The following is an 18,445-nucleotide window of genomic DNA, read 5'->3' as shown; positions in this document are numbered from 1 at the left end:
AGATCCGTGGACGCACTCGACGCGAAGCTGCTGCTCCTGCTGACCGACGCGCCCCGGCTCGGGGTCCTCGAATGCGCGCGGCGCCTCGGTGTCGCACGCGGAACCGTGCAGGCACGACTCGACCGGCTCACCGAGCAGGGCGTGCTCGACGGGTTCCCGCCCCGGGTGGACCTGGCCGGGATCGGTTACGGGCTCACCGGGTTCGCGGTCATCGAGATCGCGCAGGGCAGCCGGGAAGAGGTCTCCGCCGGGCTCGCCGCGATCGAGCAGGTCTGCGAAGCACACGCGACGACCGGGCAGGGTGACCTGTTCGTGCGCATGGTCGCCCGCGATCACGAGGATCTGCAGTCCGTGATCGACCGGATCGTCGCGCTGCCGGGAGTGCGGCGTACCAACACTTCGCTGGCGCTGACCACGCCGATCCCGCTGCGCGTGCGCCCGCTGCTGGAGCGAATCGCTTACGACGACACGAAATCCAAGTAGCGCTTCGCCGAGCGCTGCACGATCTCCTCGCCGTCAGCGCGGATGACCGCGTCCCACCACGCGCCGTAGATCGCCTCGAACCGGTAGCCCGCAAGGATTTCCGCCGCGCGGCGGACGACCGGCGGCCGCTCCGGGATGAGATTCGGGTAGCTGTACATACTGTGCCAACGGTTACCAAGCCGGCCGGCAGTCACGGCGATCGCCGAAATGTAGCTCTGCTGGCGGTTGGTCGGCCCGGCCTACTTTCGGCCGGCTTGGTACTGCGACGAATTTGCGGTCCGGGATGACCTGCACGATGTCGCCGGACAGCAGCGTGCCCTGGCCTTGAGACCAGTGCAGCACGGTGCCGCCCGCGAAGTGCACGCCGAGGTTGACCAGCCTCAGGTCCTCGGTGAGCTGTTTGGTCTCACCGCTCCACCATTCGACGGCCGGATCGGGCCTGCCGAGCCATTCACGGTCCTTCTCGTGCAGGTAGACCGGCACATCGAAGGTGCGAGCCCAGTCGATCACCGTGGTGTAGTAGTGCGGATGACTGATCGCGATCCCGGTGATCCCGCCGTGCGCAGTGATCGTGGCGACCAGTTCGTCGTCGAGGTAGGCGACACAGTCCCACAGGAAGTTGCCGGACGCGGCCTTGACGAGCAACGCCCGCTGCCCGATCGCGAACTTCGGCTCGCACCCGACGCCGATGACGCCGGGCCCCTCCTCGCGCACGAGCCCGGTGTACTCACTGGCGCGCAAGGTATCGAGATCGGTCCACTGCTGACCGGACACTGGCACGTACTGGCGCTCGTCCGTACAGATCGGGCAGTCGGACCGAGGGGCGGCGTACTGCATGCCGCACGTTTGGCAGATGGGCAGCACGTTCATGACGGAACGCGAGTGCGAAGGCCGACCTCGCCATCAGGTGGAAAGGTCGGCCGTGCACTCAGCCGGTGTACGGAACAGCCTTGATCAGCTTGACTTTCTGCTTCTTGCCGTTGGGCAGCTCGTACTCGCGTGACTCGCCCTCCTTGGCACCGAGCAGGGCCTTACCCAGCGGTGATTCGGGGGAGTAGACGTCGAGCGCGCCTTCGGCACCCTCTTCGCGGGTGGCGAGCAGGAACTGCTCGTCCTCGTCGTCACCGGCGTAGCGAACGGTGAGGATCTTGCCCGGTTCCGCGATGCCGTCGTTGGCCGGCGCCTCGCCGACCTTGGCCGAGCGAAGCAGTTCCTGCAGGTGACGGATGCGGGCCTCCGCCTGTCCCTGCTCCTCACGGGCGGCGTGGTAGCCCCCGTTCTCCTTGAGGTCGCCTTCTTCCCTGCTGTCGTTGATGCGCGCGGCGATGACCGGACGATCCTCGATCAGTTTGTCGAGCTCGTTCTTGAGCCTGTCGAAGGCTTCTTGCGTCAGCCAGGTCACCTGGGTGTCGCTCACGGCCACCATCTCCTCGTCGTACCTGCCGGGCATGGGTATACAAGCCGGCAGCCTCACCGAAACCAGTTCGGCGAGGCTCGTGATAAAGGAAAAACACGGCCCTGTGGGCCGTGCCGGTAGACCAGGATAGCACGACGAGCGGGTGCGATACCGCTCGTTTCCGCTCGTCCCGGACGTTGGGCGCGGGATTCACCCCGTTGGCCGCTACCTACTTGACAAGTACGCAGGCACCTCGTAGGAGCAGCCGAAAACGTCCGCCGTGACGGGTGGGTCGATACTGCGCACCACGGTGGTCTGGCGGCTGTGGTTGTCCCCGGCCGGGACGAAGACCTCCTTGCGACCGCTTTCGGCGCCGGAAAGATCACGCAGACGCACGATGCAGACCCCGGGTTTCGCCGGATCGTCCCTGGTCACGTTGATGGTGACGGACATCGCGTTGCCCGGAAGTTCCGCGAACGAGACCCGTTCGGCGTCGATCGGCGCGGGCCCGAGGTTGAGGTAGGCGATCCACGCGACGGCAGCGCTGACCACCAGTGCGACCGCGGTGAACAGCCATCGCAGCCAGCGCTGGGGCGGGCGGCGTGCCGCGCCGTAGCGCCCTTCCGGCAGCGCACGCGTGGTCAACCCGGGCCTCCTGCTCCGTCTTGTCGTACCCCTGGGGACAATGGGTGTGGACCGAGTATCCGCCAGGGCCGGAATAGCTGTTGAGAAGGGGTCGTTGCGCCAATGATGGAAGATGACGCGCGGATTACCGAGCCCTTGCGGCTGATGGCGGTGCACGCCCATCCTGACGACGAGTCGAGCAAGGGCGCGGCGACGATGGCCAGGTACGTGGCCGAAGGCGCCGAGGTGATGGTGGTCAGCTGCACGGGTGGGGAAGCGGGCAGCGTGCTCAACCCCGCCATGGACCGGCCCGGCGTGCGCGAGAACATGCCGCAGATCCGCCGCGAGGAGATGGCGCGGGCCGCCGAAATCCTGGGTATCAAGCACCACTGGCTCGGCTTCGTCGACTCGGGTCTGCCCGAGGGTGATCCATTGCCGCCGCTACCCGAAGGGTGCTTCGCGCTGGTGCCGCTGGAGGAACCGGTCCGCGAGCTGGTGAAGGTGATGCGGGAGTTCCGTCCGCACGTGGTGCTGACCTATGACGAGAACGGCGGGTACCCGCACCCGGATCACATCCGCTGCCATGAGGTCTCGGTCGCGGCGTTCGACGCGGTCGCCGAGCCGGACCGGTTCCCCGAGGCCGGCGAGCCGTGGCAGCCGTTGAAGCTGTACTACATGCACGGGATGTCCCGCCTGCGGATGCAGCTGTTCCACGACGCGCTGCTCGAAGAGGGCCTGGAGTCGCCCTACGCCGAGTGGCTCGAGAAATGGGACCCGGAGCGTCCTGACGTGATGGAGCGGGTCACCACACGGGTCGACTGCGCCGACTACTTCAAGCTGCGGGACGAGGCGCTCAAGGCGCACGCCACGCAGATCGACCCGAACAGCCGCTGGTTCGCGGTGCCGCTGGAGATGCAGCGCCGGGTCTGGCCGACGGAGGACTACGAGCTGGTCCGCTCGCTTGTCGACAGCACGTTGCCGGAGGACGATCTGTTCGCAGGGGTACGGGAGAAGGTGACCGCATGAATCTCGCGTTGCCAGGTGCGGGCCCCGTCGCGACGACGGCGCTGGTCCTGGTGCAGCAGCCCGGTAACGGAGACAACGGCGGCCAGGGCGAGGACTTCGGCAAGTCCTCTCCGGTCGGTTTCCTGTTGCTGCTGGTGTTCCTGGTCGCTGTGGCGCTACTGGTGCGTTCGATGACCAAGCACCTCAAGCGGGTCCCGAAGACGTTCGACAAGGAAGAGGCCGCGGCGGGCGAACAGGAGAAGCAGCAGGAGAAGAGCGAGAAGAGCTCCTGACGATAAGTCCTGCAGATTCCCACTCCAAGTAGTAAAGTCCTGCTCATGGCATCCAGGCATGAGCAGGACAAGCCGGGACAGGGCCCGGCCCGCAAGGTGAGCGTGTCGTTGCGGGCGAGCAATGTGCGTGCCGTTCGTGAGCGCGTCGGCCAGCGCGGCTTTTCCGCCTATGTGGATGCCGCGGTCGAGCGGCAGGTCGAGCGGGATCTGCTCGTCGAGGCTCTGGCCGCGAACGAGGCGCGGGCCGGCCCCATCCCCCAGGAGTTCAGTGACGAGGCCGCGGCGGTGTTCCGCGAGGTCAAGTCGGCGCCCGAGCTGTCGAAAGAGGACTGATGGCGCGCGCGGTCGGCAGGCTCAGCGCCGGCACGATAGTGCTCGACAGCGAGGGGCTGTCGAAATGGTGTGCGGCGGACAGGCGGGTCACCGCGTTCGTGCGTGAGGCGCATGAGAACGATTTCCGGCTTGTCGTCAGCGCGCTCACACCGATCGAGGCGTGCGATGTGCGCACCAGAGACGACCAGCTTCGCTGGTATCTCTCGCGACTGAAAATCGAGCCGGTGACCGACGAGATCTCGTTCCGGGCCATCGACCTGCTGCGCGACGCCGGTCTGCACGGGCACAAGTACGCCATCGACGCGGTGGTCGCCGCGACGGCGCTGAGCGCGGCGAAGCCTGCCGTCGTGCTGACGTCCGACGCGGATGACATGCACAAGTTGTGCGGGAAGCGCGTGCGGATCGTCGAGTTGTAGCGGCCCCGCGCTGTGGGAGAGTGGGGTCATGAACCGGCTCGGCACCGCGACCTCGCCCTATCTCCTGCAGCACGCCGATAATCCGGTGGATTGGTGGCCGTGGAGCGAAGAAGCGCTGGCCGAGGCACGCCGCCGGGACGTGCCGATCGTGTTGTCCGTCGGCTACGCGGCCTGCCACTGGTGTCACGTGATGGCGCACGAATCGTTCGAGGACGCCGAGACCGCGCGGTTGATGAACCAGAACTTCGTCAACATCAAGGTGGACCGCGAGGAACGGCCGGATATCGACGCCGTGTACATGACCGCGACCCAGGCGATGACCGGCCAAGGCGGCTGGCCGATGACCTGTTTCCTTACCCCACAAGGAGAACCGTTCCACTGCGGCACGTACTACCCGCCGCAGCCGCGCCCCGGGATGGCCTCGTTCCGGCAGTTGCTCGGCGCGGTCGCGCAGGCTTGGCAAGACCGCCGCGAGGAACTGCGTGAGGGCGCGGGCCGCATCCTCCAGGAGCTCGCGAAGCAGACCGGGCCGTTGCCGGAGGCGGCCGTCGATACGCGCGTGCTCGCGGACGCGGTCGTGAAACTGGCCGCGGACGCCGATCGCGAACGTGGCGGATTCGGTGGTGCGCCGAAGTTTCCGCCGTCGATGACGCTGGAGTTCCTGCTGCGCCACCACGAGCGCACGGGTTCGGCCGAAGCACTGTCCTTAGTAGACGAATGTGCCGAGGCGATGTCCCGTGGCGGGATGTACGACCAGCTGGCCGGTGGGTTCGCGCGGTACTCGGTGGACGCGGACTGGGTGGTGCCGCATTTCGAAAAGATGTTGTACGACAACACTTTGCTGCTGCGGGTGTACACGCATCTCGCGCGGTTGACCGGTTCGCCGCGGGCGCTGACGGTGGCCAGGGCGACCGCTGGATTCCTGCTCGAGAGGCTCGGCACGGACGAAGGCGGGTTCGCCGCGTCGCTCGACGCGGACACCCAGGGCGTGGAAGGCCTGACCTACGTCTGGACGCCGGAGGAACTGGGCGTCGTCCTGGGTGCGGACGCCGAGTGGGCGGTGCGGTTGTTCGAGGTCACCGAGTCCGGCACGTTCGAGCAGGGCACGTCGGTGCTCCAGCTGCGGCGCGATCCCGATGACACGCAACGGTTCGAGCGGGTGCGCCGAGCACTCCTCGCCGTGCGCGACGAGCGGCCGCAGCCCGGCCGGGACGACAAGGTGATCGCCTCCTGGAACGGTCTGGCGATCACGGCGTTGTGCGAGGCGGGTGCCGCGCTGAACGAGCCGCGCTGGATCGACGCCGCGACGCGCGCTGCACTGGCGATCCTCGACATTCACGTCGTGGACGGGCGGCTGCGGCGAAGTTCGCGGCACGGTCAGGTCGGCGAGGCGGCCGGGGTACTCGAGGACTACGCGTGTTTCGCGGACGGTCTGCTCGCCCTCCATCAGGCGACCGGTGATACGCGCTGGCTCAGCGAAGCGACGAAGCTGCTCGACCTCGCACTCGAACGCTTCGCCGACAACGGTGCCCCCGGCGCCTACCACGACACGGCCGACGACGCGGAAGCGTTGGTACAGCGGCCTTCCGACCCGGCTGACAACGCGAGCCCGTCCGGCGCGTCGGCGCTCGCGAGCGCGCTGGCCACCGCGTCGGTGCTGGTCGGCTCCGACCGCGCGGCGGCTTACCGCGACGCGGCGGAGCAGGCGTTGACCCGCGTCGGGCAGTTGGCCGTGAAGGTGCCGCGATTCGCGGGCAACTGGCTTGCGGTCGCCGAAGCGCTGGCCACCGGACCCGTGCAGGTCGCTGTCGTCGGTGTCGATCCGGAAGCGTGGTCGCAGCTGCGGACCACCGCGGCGCGGCTGGTGCCCGGTGGCGGTGTTGTGCTGGCCGGCGAGCCGGACAGTGCGCCGCTGTTGGCTCAGCGCCCGCTCGTCGACGGCGCCGCCGCGGCCTACGTGTGCCACGGTTACGTCTGTGACCGCCCGGTGACCTCGCCGGACGCGCTGGAAGCAGCCCTCGCCCGCTGACTGCATTACGCCCTGGGCAAACGCACTCCACCTGTCGCTGGTATCGGCGTACCTTCTGTATTGATGTAATCATGTAATCGCGGAGGTTGCGATGCGAGGCTGGAAAGGACGCGGCGGGTGGCAACAGGCTGAGGTGCCCTCCGCCGAGGACGCGGCGGGCTGGTTCGCGGGCCGGTTGCCGGACGGATGGTTCACGGGCGCCCCGGAGATCACCGTCGATCGTGAAGAGATTCTGGTGGTCGGCGAACTGCCACCACTGACCGATGAATTCGCCGACGACGCGGCGCGTGCGGCGGCGGAGGCGGGCCGGATCAGCCGGTTCCGGGAGGAAACGCGCGAACGGCGCATCGAGATCGCGCGTCAGGCCGAGCACCGGTACCAGCGCAAGGTGGCGTGGGGCGCGCGGGTCGGGGACACCCGGGAGTTGTTCACCACGCTGTCCGTTCCCGTGATGACGCGGTTGCGGCAACCCGAACGGCAGGTGCTGGACACGCTCGTCGCCGCCGGTGTGGCGCGGTCAAGGTCCGAGGCGCTGGCCTGGGCCGTCCGGCTCGTCGGCCAGCATGCCGAGCAATGGTTGGGGCAGCTACGGGAAGCCATGTCCACTGTGGACGATTTGCGCGCCAAGGGACCGGATCTCGGCTGAACCCTGCGAACCGTCGCTGTGGCGCGAGGTCCGGGCGCGGCTCGGATGTGCATCACCTGCGCACTCAAGGCCGGGCTCAACGGTGTCGACTGCTGGATTACCTTGCGCACCAACGGAAACTGCGGTCGATCCAGGCGGCGCGGGAAGCGTGCGGTGGTGCAGTTACCAATCCGACCGAAAGTCGGCGGACACGGTCAGGTCGTGGGGACGGTACTCGAGCGGACAGCGCCGCGCAGCCCAGGTGGACGGAGTGGTGCGGTCGGCTTTCGTCGCGGCGATCTCGCGGTGCGACGATCCGGACGCCGCCGAACTGCTGGGCAAGGTGTGTGACCTGTACGCGTTGTCGAACATCGAGGAAGACCGCGCGTGTTCCTGGAACACGGCCGCATCACCTCCGCCCACGCGAAGTCCGTCACGTGAACTCGGACCGGTACTTGCCGTTGACGAGCTTGAGCCAGGTTTCGGCCCAGCTGCTGGAGATGGCGATCTCCTCGATTGCGCCAGTCGGGGGCGCACAGAATCTTGAATTCTTGGCGTGCCGCCGTATCGCCGTCGTTGACGCGGTTGCGAAGCTGCCTCAACCGGTCAATGACTTCGTCGACCGAGTCGTACCTGGTCCAGCCAACGTCGTGTTCGCCGGTGCGCAGGATGGACAGCAGATCGTCTATCAGATTGCAAACCCGGTCGCGGCGAGTCATCCGTCGATGCTTCCGCGACCACAAAACCCCAGCTAAGCGAACACCGCCAGCCAGATCGCGACGTAGTGCGATATCGCGGCCAGCACTGTGCAGGCGTGGAAATACTCGTGGTACCCGAAGATGTCCGGCCAGTGGTTGGGCCAGCGCGTGCCGTAGAAGATTGCGCCGATTGTGTAGAACAGGCCGCCGACGAGGAGCAGGACCAGGGCGGCGACGCCGGCGCTGCGGGCCAGTTCGGGCAGCACGAAGATGGCCACCCAGCCGAGCGCGATGTAGATCGGCACGCCCAGCCACCGTGGCGCGCCCGGCCACAGCATCTTCAACGCGACCCCGGCCAGCGCGCCGCCCCACACGATGCCGAGGATCCACCAGCCGGTCGGCTTTGACATGGTCACCACCGTGAACGGCGTGTAAGTCCCGGCGATGAACAGGAAGATCATCGAGTGATCCGCGCGCTTCATCCATTTGTACCCACGCGGGCTCCAGAACCGCCGGTGGTACAGCGCGCTCACCCCGAACACACCCATCACCGTCAGCCCGTACACCGACGTCGCGACCGCGGCGAGGCCGGACACCTTCGCGGCGGCCAGCGCGACCAGTGTCACGGCACCGGCGAGCGCCCCGAAGAACGACCAGAAATGGATATGACCGCGAAGGCGCGGGCGGGTGTCGACGGTGGGCGGCTCAGCAACGGTCACGCGAATGAGGCTACGGGATGTGCGGCGGCAGGTGCGATGTCGTTGTCCGTGGCGGTAACCACGTCGCCCTTGACTGGGACCACCCGGGCTTTCACCTGGTGGCAGCGGGCGCGGCGAATCACCATGCCGTGGTGAAATGCACCCCTTATCCGCGCCCGGGAGGCACATTATCGATCGCCCTCAGTGAGGAGCTTTTCATCCTGCCGGTGGGCTGCCGATGCCACGCCATTGCCGCTAGAGTCGGTAGGCGCGCCACAACGCGCACCTGATTTATTTCACGAAATTCACCCTCGCTCATTCAGGGGATTATTGCGCTCTTTTTCCTTTGGCTGAAGCGGCAAATCCAATGGGAGACAACGATGGCTGGACGTTTGAACAGACCTGCGGCCACGGACGGCGTGGTCGCTTACCAGGATTACGACAATCCGGAAATGTTTCATTACTTTCCCCTCCGTATTGACTCGGTTCTCGGTGAGACGCTGCGGAAATTCGAAGTCAAGTACTACGGCATCAACGCCCAGCCATACTGGGTCGACTACGGAAACTTGGTGTACAAGAGCTGTTGTGGCGGCATCTTGAAAGGCGCCGCCGTCGCCGACATGACCGCCGCCCAGCGTGCCAACATCACCGAGGAGATCCAGAAGCGATACAACATCAAGAAGCCCGTCCTGGTCCCGATCGTGCTGGACGACGTGACAGTGCAGCCGATCTTCGCCAAGCACATCGTCGAGTCCGGCACGGGTGGCACCGCGACCTTCCCCAATCAGGTGACCCTCGGGTCGCAGTTCAACTACGAGGTCGGCGCGAGCAACAGCCTGTTCGCCGAGCTGGTCGGCGCCGAACTCGCCACGGCGGAACCGGTACCCGAGTTCGCGGTGAACATCTACGGCACGGCCAGCCTCTACGCCGACCCCTGGGTGGCGGAGATCCACGCCGACCTGAGCAAGGTCTGGGAGTACACCCGCAGCCAGGTCAAGGTGGGTGCGAACATCGGCTGGTTCAATCTGGGCGTCGACGTCGACAAGATCACCCAGGAGCTCATTTCGAAGGGTATCGTCACCATAAAGTACCGCCAGGGAAGCGGCAGCAGCGAATTCGGCTGGCAGATGCTCAACAGCACCAAGGCCATGTTCGAGGCGATCAACAAACAGATCACCTCCGGTGAAGGATTGTTCAAGTTCGAGCCCAATCCGACGCCGCAGGAACCGTCGAAGGACGACAATTGGGCGGCCAAGCTGCTGCCGTTCACCGTCAATGTGAACACCAGCTACATCAGTAACTTCTTCAATCAGGAGATCACCTACGACGAGGTGGTTTCCTTCGAGGGGCAGCTCCCGGTATTGATGTCCAGCTCGATGTCACTGGCGATACCGTGCGGCGGGGAAAGTTCGAAGTTCTTCTACGACCTGCAGCTCAAAGAATCCGGCTGCGTGACGAAAGCGAAGAGCGACGGGCTCCAGAAGCGGATCACGACCGAGGTGGCCGCCAAGAACAAGGAGGTTCTGAGATATCTGGGATATGTGGAAAGTGGAAAGTGGACGCCGCAACAGTTCGGCGTGATGCTCGACCTGCTCAACACGATCACCCTGACCGAAACGCCGTCTTTCAAGGGCTACCACGACGACGGCACGCCCATTCTCGAGCTTGCGTCCGGTGAAGAGGTCAGGGAAATCCTCGCCGCGCTGGAACGGAACGTGGAGGATGGCGCCCTGCCGACCCCGCGTGAACCCCAGGCTCAGCCCGCCAAACGCCGGATCAAGCTCTGACGACAAGGAGACCAGCTATGTCGCCCACATCAGCACAGCGACTCCCGGTGACGCACCGCCTTCGCGTGGGGATGCCGTTCCCGCCCGACAAACGGCAGCGCGTCACCCAGACTTCCGCCTCGCCCTGGTGCACCACCGGGCTGGTGACCGCGACGTTCCCGGACGGGACCGAAGGCGAGTCCACGGGATTCGCGATCGGGGAGAGACACGTGGTGACAGCCGCACATGCCGTCTACGACAAGGATCTCGGCGGTCTGGCGACCAAAGTGAAGTTCCAACCGGGACGGGACGCCGCCAACCTCCCGTTCAACACGTTCACCGCGGCCAAGTGGCACGTGCTGGACGTCTACCGCGACAAGGACCTCACCCGGGACGACTACAGCCTGCTGGTGCTGAGCGCCTCGATGCCCGCCGCGGTCGGGCGATACCAGCTCACCGCGGCGGACGACTCGACGCTGCGCGGCAACGAATGGCAGATCGCCGGGTACCCGGACGACAAGACGCCGGAGAACTCGATGTGGTACGCCGCGGGGGCGCTCGCCGCGGTCGATCAGCACCTGCTGCAATACCGCATTTCCACGTCAGCGGGTCAAAGCGGTGCCGCCGTGGCCGGTTACCAGGCCGTCAGTGACACCAAGGCGGTGGGCATCCACAGCCGGGTCAACGACGATCGCACCGCGAACCTCGCGGTCCGGGTGACGCCGCAGGTCATCAAGCAGATCGAGGAGTGGAAGGCGAGGTAGTCCGCACCGTGCCGAGTGCCGTTGCCCGGTTGGACGTAGCCGCGGCCACGTCCAACCGGGCAACTGCGTACGCTTGTCCGACGTGAGCCTTCGCGCTATCGGGTCCCGCATCGTCTATACCGTCTACGGTCGGCGGCTGATCCAGCAGGCTGCCGGGCGGCACCCCCGCCATATCGCGATCATGCTCGACGGCAACCGCCGCTGGGCGCGCGAAGCCGGGTTCGCCGACGTCGCGGACGGCCATCGTGCGGGGGCGAAGAAGATCGCCGACTTCCTGTCCTGGTGCCGCGAGGCCGACGTCGAGGTCGTCACGTTGTGGCTGCTGTCGACCGACAACCTTTCCCGCGCGCACGAAGAGGTCGAGGCACTGCTGAAGATCATCGTCGATGTGGTCGACGAGCTCGCCGCGCCGGAGAACCCGTGGCGCCTGCGCATGGTCGGGGCGCTCGAGCTGCTGCCTGTCGACATGGCCCGCAGCCTCAAGTCCGCCGCCGCGCGCACCGAGGAGCGCGGGGGCATGGAGGTCAACATCGCCGTCGGCTACGGCGGCAGGCAGGAGATCGCCGACGCGGTCAAGAAACTTCTGCTGCAACAGGCCGACGAGGGCACTTCCATCCGCGAGCTGGCCAAGATCCTCGACGTGGACCACATTTCCGAGCACCTGTACACCTCGGGCCAGCCGGATCCGGATCTCATCATCCGAACATCGGGCGAACAGCGGCTTTCGGGTTTCTTGCTCTGGCAGTCCGCGCACTCGGAGTTCTGGTTCACCGAGGCTTACTGGCCCGCCTTCCGCCGGGTCGATTTCCTTCGTGCGCTGCGGGATTACGCCTGGCGGCACCGCCGGTTCGGTACTTGACATCACCGACCGTAGCCGGAAGGCCACGGTGCACTCCGCCATGAGTGAGATGACGAATTCGCGAATCACCTGCCTGGCTGCCTGCACGATCCGCGATTCGCAGGTAACTTCCGTGGTGATGGTTCGTGACCTTGCGGATCATCGCGGGAGGCCCTGGAGTGGCAGTAGTTGAGGGGACGACGGCGGTACCGGCCGTGACGTCGTTCGCGAAACGCACGAGGGGGCCGGCACCCGGCCCTCTTGGCCGCGCCCGCTGACGCAAGCCGGCGTCAGGGGATCGAACGGCCAGCCAGGGCGGTGCCCGGCCCAGCGAGTGCGGGCGTGGTGCCACGCCTAAGGGAGATGCCGTCGTGACTGCGCAGCGTTTGCCCCGAAAGGCCTCGACCGGTGCGGGAAGCACCGGAGAATCAGCGGCTGGTCCGCTATCCCCAGAAATCCAGCGGCACACTTACGTGCTCGACACCTCGGTCCTGCTCTCGGACCCGTGGGCTGTCACCAGGTTCGCCGAGCATGCCGTCGTGTTGCCACTGGTCGTGATCAGTGAACTGGAGGCGAAACGGCATCACCCCGAACTGGGCTGGTTCGCGCGGGAATCCCTGCGCCTGCTCGACGATCTGCGCCGCGTTCACGGCCGGCTGGACTCGCCGGTGCCGATCGGGGACGCCGGCGGCACCCTGCACGTCGAGCTGAACCACTCCGATCCCACCGTGCTGCCGCCCGGATTCCGGACCGATTCCAACGACCACCGGATTCTGGCCTGCGCGCTCAACCTCGCCGTCGAACGCAAGACGGTGACGCTCGTGACGAAGGACATTCCGTTGCGGGTCAAGGCCGGTGCGGTCGGGTTGGACGCGGACGCGTACCGCGCCCAGGAGGTCACGCCGTCCGGCTGGACCGGGATGGCGGACGTGGATGTGCCACAGGAGGCCATCGACGCGCTGTTCGCGGGCGGCACCATCGATCTTGCCGACTACGGTCAGCCCGACATCGGCGAACTGCCGTGTCACACCGGATTGCGGTTGCTCGGCGGCGGTTCGGCGGCGCTCGGGCGGCTCACTGCCGACAAGAAGGTGCGGCTGGTGCGCGGCGACCGCGAGGCATTCGGACTGCACGGCCGCTCCGCGGAGCAACGCGTCGCGCTCGACCTGTTGCTCGACCCCGACGTCGGGATCGTGTCACTGGGTGGCCGCGCGGGCACCGGCAAGTCGGCATTGGCACTGTGCGCCGGCCTGGAGTCGGTGATGGAACGCCGTGAGCACCGCAAAGTCGTGGTGTTCCGGCCGGTCTACGCCGTCGGCGGGCAGGATCTCGGGTATTTGCCCGGTTCCGAGAGCGAAAAGATGCAGCCGTGGGCGCAGGCGGTGTTCGACACCCTCGGCGCGCTCGTCAGCCAGGAGGTCCTCGACGAGGTCTTCGACCGCGGGATGCTGGAAGTGCTGCCGCTGACTCATATCCGCGGCCGCTCGCTGCACGACGCGTTCGTGATCGTGGACGAGGCGCAGTCCTTGGAGCGCAACGTGTTGCTCACCGTGCTGTCCCGGCTCGGCACCGCCTCGCGGGTGGTGTTGACGCATGACGTCGCGCAGCGCGACAACCTGCGCGTCGGGCGGCACGACGGGGTGTCCGCCGTCATCGAGAAGTTGAAGGGGCATCCGCTTTTCGCGCACGTCACGTTGACCCGCTCGGAGCGGTCACCGATCGCCGCGCTGGTCACCGAGATGCTGGAGGATCACGGCTGAGGTTCGCCGGCCGCCCCTCTCACCACCCGGACGGGAGTGGGCGGCCCTCGGCGAACCCGGCGGCGGACTGCACCCCGAGCACGGCGCGCTCGTGGAATTCCTCGGTGGTGCGGGCGCCGGCGTAGGTGAATGAGGACCGCACGCCCGCGCAGATCGAGTCCAGCAGGTCCTCGACGCCGGGCCGCGCCGGGTCGAGCAACATCCGTGACGAGGAAATGCCTTCCTCGAACAACGCCTTGCGGGCCCGGTCGAACACGTTGTCGGTGCGGGTCCGGCCGGCCACCGCCCGCTTCGACGCCATGCCGAAGGATTCCTTGTACGGGCGGCCGTTCTCGTCATAACGCAGGTCGCCGGGCGACTCGTGGGTCCCGGCGAACCAGGAGCCGACCATGGCCGCCGACGCGCCCGCGGCCAGCGCCAGCGCGACGTCGCGCGGGTGGCGGACCCCGCCGTCGGCCCACACGTGCTTGCCCAGTTCCCTTGCCGCGACGGCACATTCGGCGACCGCGGAGAACTGCGGGCGACCGACTCCGGTCATCATCCGCGTCGTGCACATCGCCCCGGGGCCGACCCCGACCTTGACCACGTCGGCGCCCGCCGCGATGAGATCTCGGGTGCCTTCGGCGGTGACCACGTTGCCGGCGACGACGGGCACGTGCGGCGAAACCGACCGCACGGCCTTGAGCGCGGCGATCATTTTCTCCTGGTGGCCGTGTGCCGTGTCCACCACGAGCACGTCCACGCCGGCTGCCAGTACGGCTTCCGCCTTCGCCGCGACATCACCGTTCACCCCGATCGCCGCGCCCACCCGCAAGTGGTTGTGCGCATCGACGGCGGGGGTGTAGATGCCGGCGCGCAGCGCGGCCGTCTGGGTCAGGACGCCGACGAGCTTGCCGTCCGCGTCGACACCGAGCGCGAGCCGGGCGCCCGCCGCGTGGAGGCGCTCGAAGACTTCGCGCGCGGGCGTGCCAAGGGGCAGCGTGACCGCGGGCGGTTCGGCGACTTCGGTCAGGCGGGCGAACCGGTCCACCCCGGCGCAAGCGTTTTCGTCCGCGATCCCGACCGGGCGGCCGTCGTCGTCGACCACCACGACGGCGCCGTGTGCGCGCTTGCCGACGAGGTTCAGGGCATCGGCGACGGCGTCGCTGCCGGTGAGCACGAGCGGCGTGTCCCACACGGTGTGGCGGCTCTTCACCCAGCCGACGATGTCGGCGACAGCGGCCGGATCCACGTCCTGCGGCAGTATCACGAGACCGCCGCGGCGGGCCACCGTCTCGGCCATCCGGCGGCCGGCGACGGCGGTCATGTTGGCGACGACGACCGGGATCGTCGCGCCGGTGCCGTCCACGGTGGAGAGGTCCACATCGAATCGCGACTCCACGTCCGAACGGTTCGGCACGAGGAACACGTCGTCGTAGGTGAGGTCGTGGGCAGGCCGGTGGCCAACGAGGAAGCGCACGAGTTCCCAGCGTAGGTCATGAGACGATGCGCGCATGCCGGAGCGCGATCGAGACGCCGAAGGCCGGGCCCGCAACGCGCGCCCGCGGGACGGGTTGGGCAGGCCGCTGCCGTACGGCTCACCGGGAGTGCCCCGGCAGCCGGAAGGCGTGGTGCGCACTCCCGACGAGACGCTCGCCGAGGCCCAGCGGCTGCTCGACGATGGCAAACCGTTCCATGCGCACGAGGTGTTCGAGGACGCGTGGAAGTCGACGGATGGGCCCGAGCGGGCGCTGTGGAAAGGACTCGCGCAGTTCGCCGTCGGCCTGACCCATGCGGCGCGCGGGAACGCCAAGGGTGCGGCTGCCCTGCTGGCCCGCGCCGCGGCGGCTCTCGAACCGTTCGCGCCCGAGGCACCGCATGGGATCGACGTCGCCGGGCTGGTGAACTGGGCGCGCAAGGGCGCTCAGGGCGAACCGCCCGCGCTCCGCGGCTGAACCGAGTCGCCAACCAACTAGATGGTTGGTACGATGGGGATCATGACCGGGAGCACGGAGGAGCGCATCCTGGCCGCCGCGACGGCCGAGTTCGCCGCGCACGGCTTCGGCGGCGCACGAGTCGACCGCATTGCGGCGGCCGCGGGGGCGAACAAGGAACGCATCTACGCGTACTTCGGTGGCAAGCAGCGCCTCTTCGCAGCGGTGCTCAAGGCGGCGGCGTCCCGACCCGACGGGTGGACTTCCCGTAGCGCGGCAGACCTACCCGCCACCACCGGCGACCTGTTCGACCTGGCGTTCGGCGCGCCGGAGATCGTGCGCCTGATCTCGTGGCGACGGCTGGAGGGCCCGGAGCTCGCGCGGTCCTCGAGTGAAACCGAGGCCTACCAAGAAAAAATCGAGCAGATCAAGGCGGCGCAGCGGGCCGGCCAGGTCGACGCGTCCTGGGACCCCGCCGACCTGATGGCGATCATCGGCGCACTGGCGGGCGCGTGGTCCGGTGCGGACGCGGCGCTCGTGGACGTAGCCGAGGCCGGTGGTCCACCGGTCCACACGCGGCGCGCCGCGATCGAGGAAGCCATGCGCCGCATCGTCACTCCCCGAAACCCGACGTCAGCGGAGGGCCGCCCGCGCACCGCCGCCCGAAAAGGAGACAAGCATGGCCACAATCGACGTGGAGACCACTAGCGGCACGATCCGGGGTGAGCTGAGCGACGGGACGGCCGCCTTCAAGGGCATTCCGTACGCGGAGCCGCCGTTCGGGCCGAACCTCTTCAAGCCACCGGTGCCGCGTACCCGCTGGGACGGCGTGCGCGATTGCACTGCCTACGGCCCGCGCTGCCCGCAGCCATCCTTGGGCATCTTCGCCGACCTCGAAGACGGCGAGGACTGCCTGTCGGTCAACGTATGGGCGCCTGAAGGCGCGTCCGGCCGACCGGTTCTGTTCTGGATTCACGGCGGTGGCTTCACCCTCGGCTCGAACGCCGAGCCCGGCTCCGACGGCAGCGCGTTCGCCCGCGACGGGGCGGTGCTCGTCAGCTGCAACTACCGGCTCGGTGCGTTCGGGTTCCTGCACGCCGGGCACCTCGACGACGCCTACACGGCCGCGTCGGGCGCCTACGGACTCGCCGACCAGATTGCCGCGCTGCGCTGGACCCGCGAGAACATCGCGAACTTCGGGGGAAACCCGGACAACATCACGATCTTCGGGTCCTCGGCCGGTGCCACGTTCGTCAACGAGCTGCTCGGCTGTCCCTCCGCACAGGGGCTGTTCCACCGGGCGGTGTCGCAGAGCGCGCCTGGCGCGCCGGTGTTCGGCTTCCCCGCCGGCAACGCCGAGCCCGTCGCCGAACTCGTCCTCGCCAAACTTGGCGTCACGGCCGCTGACCTGCCCTCGGTACCGTCGGCACGTTTCCTCGAGGCACAGACCGAACTGATCGACGAGATCCGGCGCGGCGAGCATCCCGAGTGCGGACGGACGTCACTGCCGTTCGTGCCGTTCACCGGTGGCGACCTGATGCCCCGCCCCGCGGCGGAGGCCATCGCCGATGGCGTCGGCGCGGACGTCGCGCTCGTAATCGGCACCAACCGCGACGAGTGCACCCTCTACCAGTTGATGGCCGAGATGCCGGGTCCAGTGGACGTGGCCCCGCCGAAATGGGGCGCGGATCCCGCGCTACAGCAACGGATCCGCGACGTGTACGACCGGAGCCTGGAACCCGGCTCGGCGATCGGGGCGCAGATCGCGATGGACACCGACCGGGTCTTCCGCATCCCGTCGCTGCGGATCGCCGAAGCGCACCACCGTGCCGGTGGTTCCACCCGCGTGTACCAGTTCGCCTGGCGCAGCACCGCTTGCGACGGACGCGTCGGCGCCAGCCACGGCCTCGAAGTCCCCTTCGTGTTCGACGACTTCAGCCTGCCCATCACCAAGTCGATGCTCGGCGACGACGTGCCAGGGAGCCTGACCGAAGAGCTGCACGGCTCCTGGATCTCCTTCGCCACCAACGGTGATCCCGCCGCCACCGGCGCCGTCCCCGCCTGGCCGGAGTACGAGCCCGGCTCCCGGCAGACGATGGTGTTCGACGAGAAGACCGCCGTCGTGGCCGACCCGGACGGCGAGCGGCGAGCGAGCTGGCACAACGTGTCACTGCGCCACTGAACGGTCAGGTGGCGGGCACGTTCGCCTTCTCCGCGCCGATGGTGGTGGACTCGCCGTGTCCGGTGTGGACCACCGTGTCGTCCGGCAACGCGAACAGCTTGGTGCGGATGGATTTCACGATCGTCGGGTGATCGGAGTAGGAGCGGCCGGTGGCACCCGGACCGCCGGAGAACAGGGTGTCCCCGGTGAACACGATCCCGAGCTCAGGGGCGTAGAGGCAGACCGCGCCGGGCGCGTGGCCCGGGGTGTGCAGCACGGTCAGCCCGGTGCCCGCGACGGTCAGCGTCTGTCCGTCCGCCAGCTCCCCGTCCGGCGCGGTATCCGGATGCGTCAGATTCCACAGCACCCGGTCGGCGGGATGCAGCAGGATCGGCGCGCCGGTGCGCTCGGCCACCGCGGGCGCGGCGTTGACGTGATCGTTGTGTGCGTGCGTGCAGATGATCGCACGGACCTCGCGGTCACCCACCGCACTCACGATCGCGTCCGCGTCGTGTGCCGCGTCGATGACGAAGACCTCGCTCTCGTCCCCGAGCAGCCATACGTTGTTGTCGACGTCCCACGTGCCGCCGTCGAGTTCGAACACACCCGAGGTGACCACGTTCCGCACTGTTGCCGTCATGGC

General features: G+C 67.7%; 20 protein-coding genes and 1 pseudogene. 15 read left to right on the top strand and 6 right to left on the bottom strand.

Annotated features, from left to right (window positions below):
- Positions 1-6: 6 nt before the first annotated feature.
- Positions 7-483: an Lrp/AsnC family transcriptional regulator gene (locus tag GKO32_RS09630; RefSeq protein WP_312867745.1), complete on the top strand. Its 477-nt coding sequence runs from the start codon at positions 7-9 to the stop codon at positions 481-483.
- Here GKO32_RS09630 and GKO32_RS09620 read toward each other — a convergent pair.
- The 3 genes and pseudogenes from GKO32_RS09620 to GKO32_RS09610 form a co-directional block, all read right to left on the bottom strand.
- Positions 459-1,353: pseudogene (locus GKO32_RS09620) on the bottom strand (MBL fold metallo-hydrolase). The gene GKO32_RS09630 and the pseudogene GKO32_RS09620 sit on opposite strands and share 25 nt — an antisense overlap.
- Positions 1,354-1,411: 58 nt before the next feature.
- A complete protein-coding gene (gene greA, locus GKO32_RS09615; protein ID WP_154756506.1) occupies positions 1,412-1,909 on the bottom strand; it encodes a transcription elongation factor GreA in 498 nt (165 codons plus the stop codon).
- A 195-nt stretch (positions 1,910-2,104) separates the two neighbouring features.
- Positions 2,105-2,524: a DUF4307 domain-containing protein gene (locus GKO32_RS09610; protein ID WP_246243389.1), complete on the bottom strand. Its 420-nt coding sequence runs from the start codon at positions 2,522-2,524 to the stop codon at positions 2,105-2,107.
- 102 nt (positions 2,525-2,626) lie between these two features.
- Here GKO32_RS09610 and mca point away from each other — a divergent pair, with 102 nt between their 5' ends.
- From mca to GKO32_RS09575, 7 genes are all read left to right on the top strand, one after another.
- A complete protein-coding gene (gene mca, locus GKO32_RS09605) occupies positions 2,627-3,529 on the top strand; it encodes a mycothiol conjugate amidase Mca (RefSeq protein WP_154756429.1) in 903 nt (300 codons plus the stop codon).
- A complete protein-coding gene (locus GKO32_RS09600; RefSeq protein ID WP_154756428.1) occupies positions 3,526-3,801 on the top strand; it encodes a hypothetical protein in 276 nt (91 codons plus the stop codon). The genes mca and GKO32_RS09600 overlap by 4 nt, the downstream gene beginning before the upstream one ends.
- A 45-nt stretch (positions 3,802-3,846) precedes the next feature.
- The gene (locus GKO32_RS09595) at positions 3,847-4,134 is read left to right on the top strand and encodes a hypothetical protein (protein ID WP_154756427.1); all 288 of its coding nucleotides are present in this window, start codon (positions 3,847-3,849) and stop codon (positions 4,132-4,134) included.
- Entirely contained in the window at positions 4,134-4,550 is a 417-nt protein-coding gene (locus GKO32_RS09590) for a PIN domain-containing protein (RefSeq protein ID WP_154756426.1), read from the top strand. The genes GKO32_RS09595 and GKO32_RS09590 overlap by 1 nt, the downstream gene beginning before the upstream one ends.
- Before the next feature lie 28 nt (positions 4,551-4,578).
- Positions 4,579-6,579, top strand: a complete 2,001-nt coding sequence (locus tag GKO32_RS09585) for a thioredoxin domain-containing protein (RefSeq protein WP_154756425.1) — start codon at positions 4,579-4,581, stop codon at positions 6,577-6,579.
- A gap of 91 nt (positions 6,580-6,670) precedes the next feature.
- Entirely contained in the window at positions 6,671-7,225 is a 555-nt protein-coding gene (gene abmR, locus GKO32_RS09580; RefSeq protein ID WP_154756424.1) for an ATP-binding transcription factor AbmR, read from the top strand.
- A gap of 449 nt (positions 7,226-7,674) precedes the next feature.
- Positions 7,675-7,959, top strand: coding sequence for a hypothetical protein (locus tag GKO32_RS09575; RefSeq protein WP_154756423.1), 285 nt, complete (start codon positions 7,675-7,677; stop codon positions 7,957-7,959).
- Here the strand turns inward: GKO32_RS09575 and trhA are convergent.
- Positions 7,956-8,621, bottom strand: a complete 666-nt coding sequence (trhA, locus tag GKO32_RS09570) for a PAQR family membrane homeostasis protein TrhA (protein ID WP_312867744.1) — start codon at positions 8,619-8,621, stop codon at positions 7,956-7,958. The genes GKO32_RS09575 and trhA overlap by 4 nt on opposite strands.
- 359 nt (positions 8,622-8,980) lie before the next feature.
- Between trhA and GKO32_RS09565 the strand changes: the two genes are divergently transcribed.
- The 4 genes from GKO32_RS09565 (at position 8,981) to phoH2 (ending at position 13,728) form a co-directional block, all read left to right on the top strand.
- Positions 8,981-10,387 (top strand): hypothetical protein, encoded by a 1,407-nt coding sequence (locus GKO32_RS09565; protein WP_154756422.1) that lies wholly within the window; start codon positions 8,981-8,983, stop codon positions 10,385-10,387.
- A gap of 17 nt (positions 10,388-10,404) precedes the next feature.
- Positions 10,405-11,130, top strand: a complete 726-nt coding sequence (locus GKO32_RS09560; protein ID WP_154756421.1) for a trypsin-like serine peptidase — start codon at positions 10,405-10,407, stop codon at positions 11,128-11,130.
- Between the two features lie 82 nt (positions 11,131-11,212).
- Positions 11,213-11,989 (top strand): isoprenyl transferase, encoded by a 777-nt coding sequence (locus GKO32_RS09555; protein WP_312867743.1) that lies wholly within the window; start codon positions 11,213-11,215, stop codon positions 11,987-11,989.
- 452 nt (positions 11,990-12,441) lie between these two features.
- Positions 12,442-13,728, top strand: a complete 1,287-nt coding sequence (phoH2, locus tag GKO32_RS09550) for an RNA 5'-3' helicase PhoH2 (RefSeq protein WP_376765942.1) — start codon at positions 12,442-12,444, stop codon at positions 13,726-13,728.
- Positions 13,729-13,747: 19 nt separating this feature from the next.
- Here the strand turns inward: phoH2 and guaB1 are convergent, their stop codons facing one another.
- Positions 13,748-15,187 (bottom strand): GMP reductase, encoded by a 1,440-nt coding sequence (guaB1, locus tag GKO32_RS09545; RefSeq protein WP_312867742.1) that lies wholly within the window; start codon positions 15,185-15,187, stop codon positions 13,748-13,750.
- Between the two features lie 34 nt (positions 15,188-15,221).
- On the opposite strand from guaB1, the gene GKO32_RS09540 reads away from it, so the two are divergent.
- The 3 genes from GKO32_RS09540 to GKO32_RS09530 are packed head-to-tail and all read left to right on the top strand — an operon-like array spanning position 15,222 to position 17,823.
- Entirely contained in the window at positions 15,222-15,662 is a 441-nt protein-coding gene (locus GKO32_RS09540; RefSeq protein WP_154756418.1) for a DUF309 domain-containing protein, read from the top strand.
- A 42-nt stretch (positions 15,663-15,704) separates the two neighbouring features.
- A complete protein-coding gene (locus GKO32_RS09535) occupies positions 15,705-16,349 on the top strand; it encodes a TetR/AcrR family transcriptional regulator (RefSeq protein ID WP_166459457.1) in 645 nt (214 codons plus the stop codon).
- Positions 16,321-17,823, top strand: a complete 1,503-nt coding sequence (locus tag GKO32_RS09530; RefSeq protein ID WP_154756416.1) for a carboxylesterase/lipase family protein — start codon at positions 16,321-16,323, stop codon at positions 17,821-17,823. The genes GKO32_RS09535 and GKO32_RS09530 overlap by 29 nt, the downstream gene beginning before the upstream one ends.
- Before the next feature lie 4 nt (positions 17,824-17,827).
- Here the strand turns inward: GKO32_RS09530 and GKO32_RS09525 are convergent, their stop codons facing one another.
- A complete protein-coding gene (locus tag GKO32_RS09525; RefSeq protein ID WP_154756415.1) occupies positions 17,828-18,442 on the bottom strand; it encodes an MBL fold metallo-hydrolase in 615 nt (204 codons plus the stop codon).
- Between the last annotated feature and the right edge of the window lie 3 nt (positions 18,443-18,445).

Source organism: Amycolatopsis pithecellobii (assembly GCF_009707865.1).
GTDB lineage: Bacteria > Actinomycetota > Actinomycetes > Mycobacteriales > Pseudonocardiaceae > Amycolatopsis_E > Amycolatopsis_E pithecellobii.
Note: the sequence above shows the minus strand (reverse complement) of the source record. Positions and strands in the feature narration are given on the sequence as shown.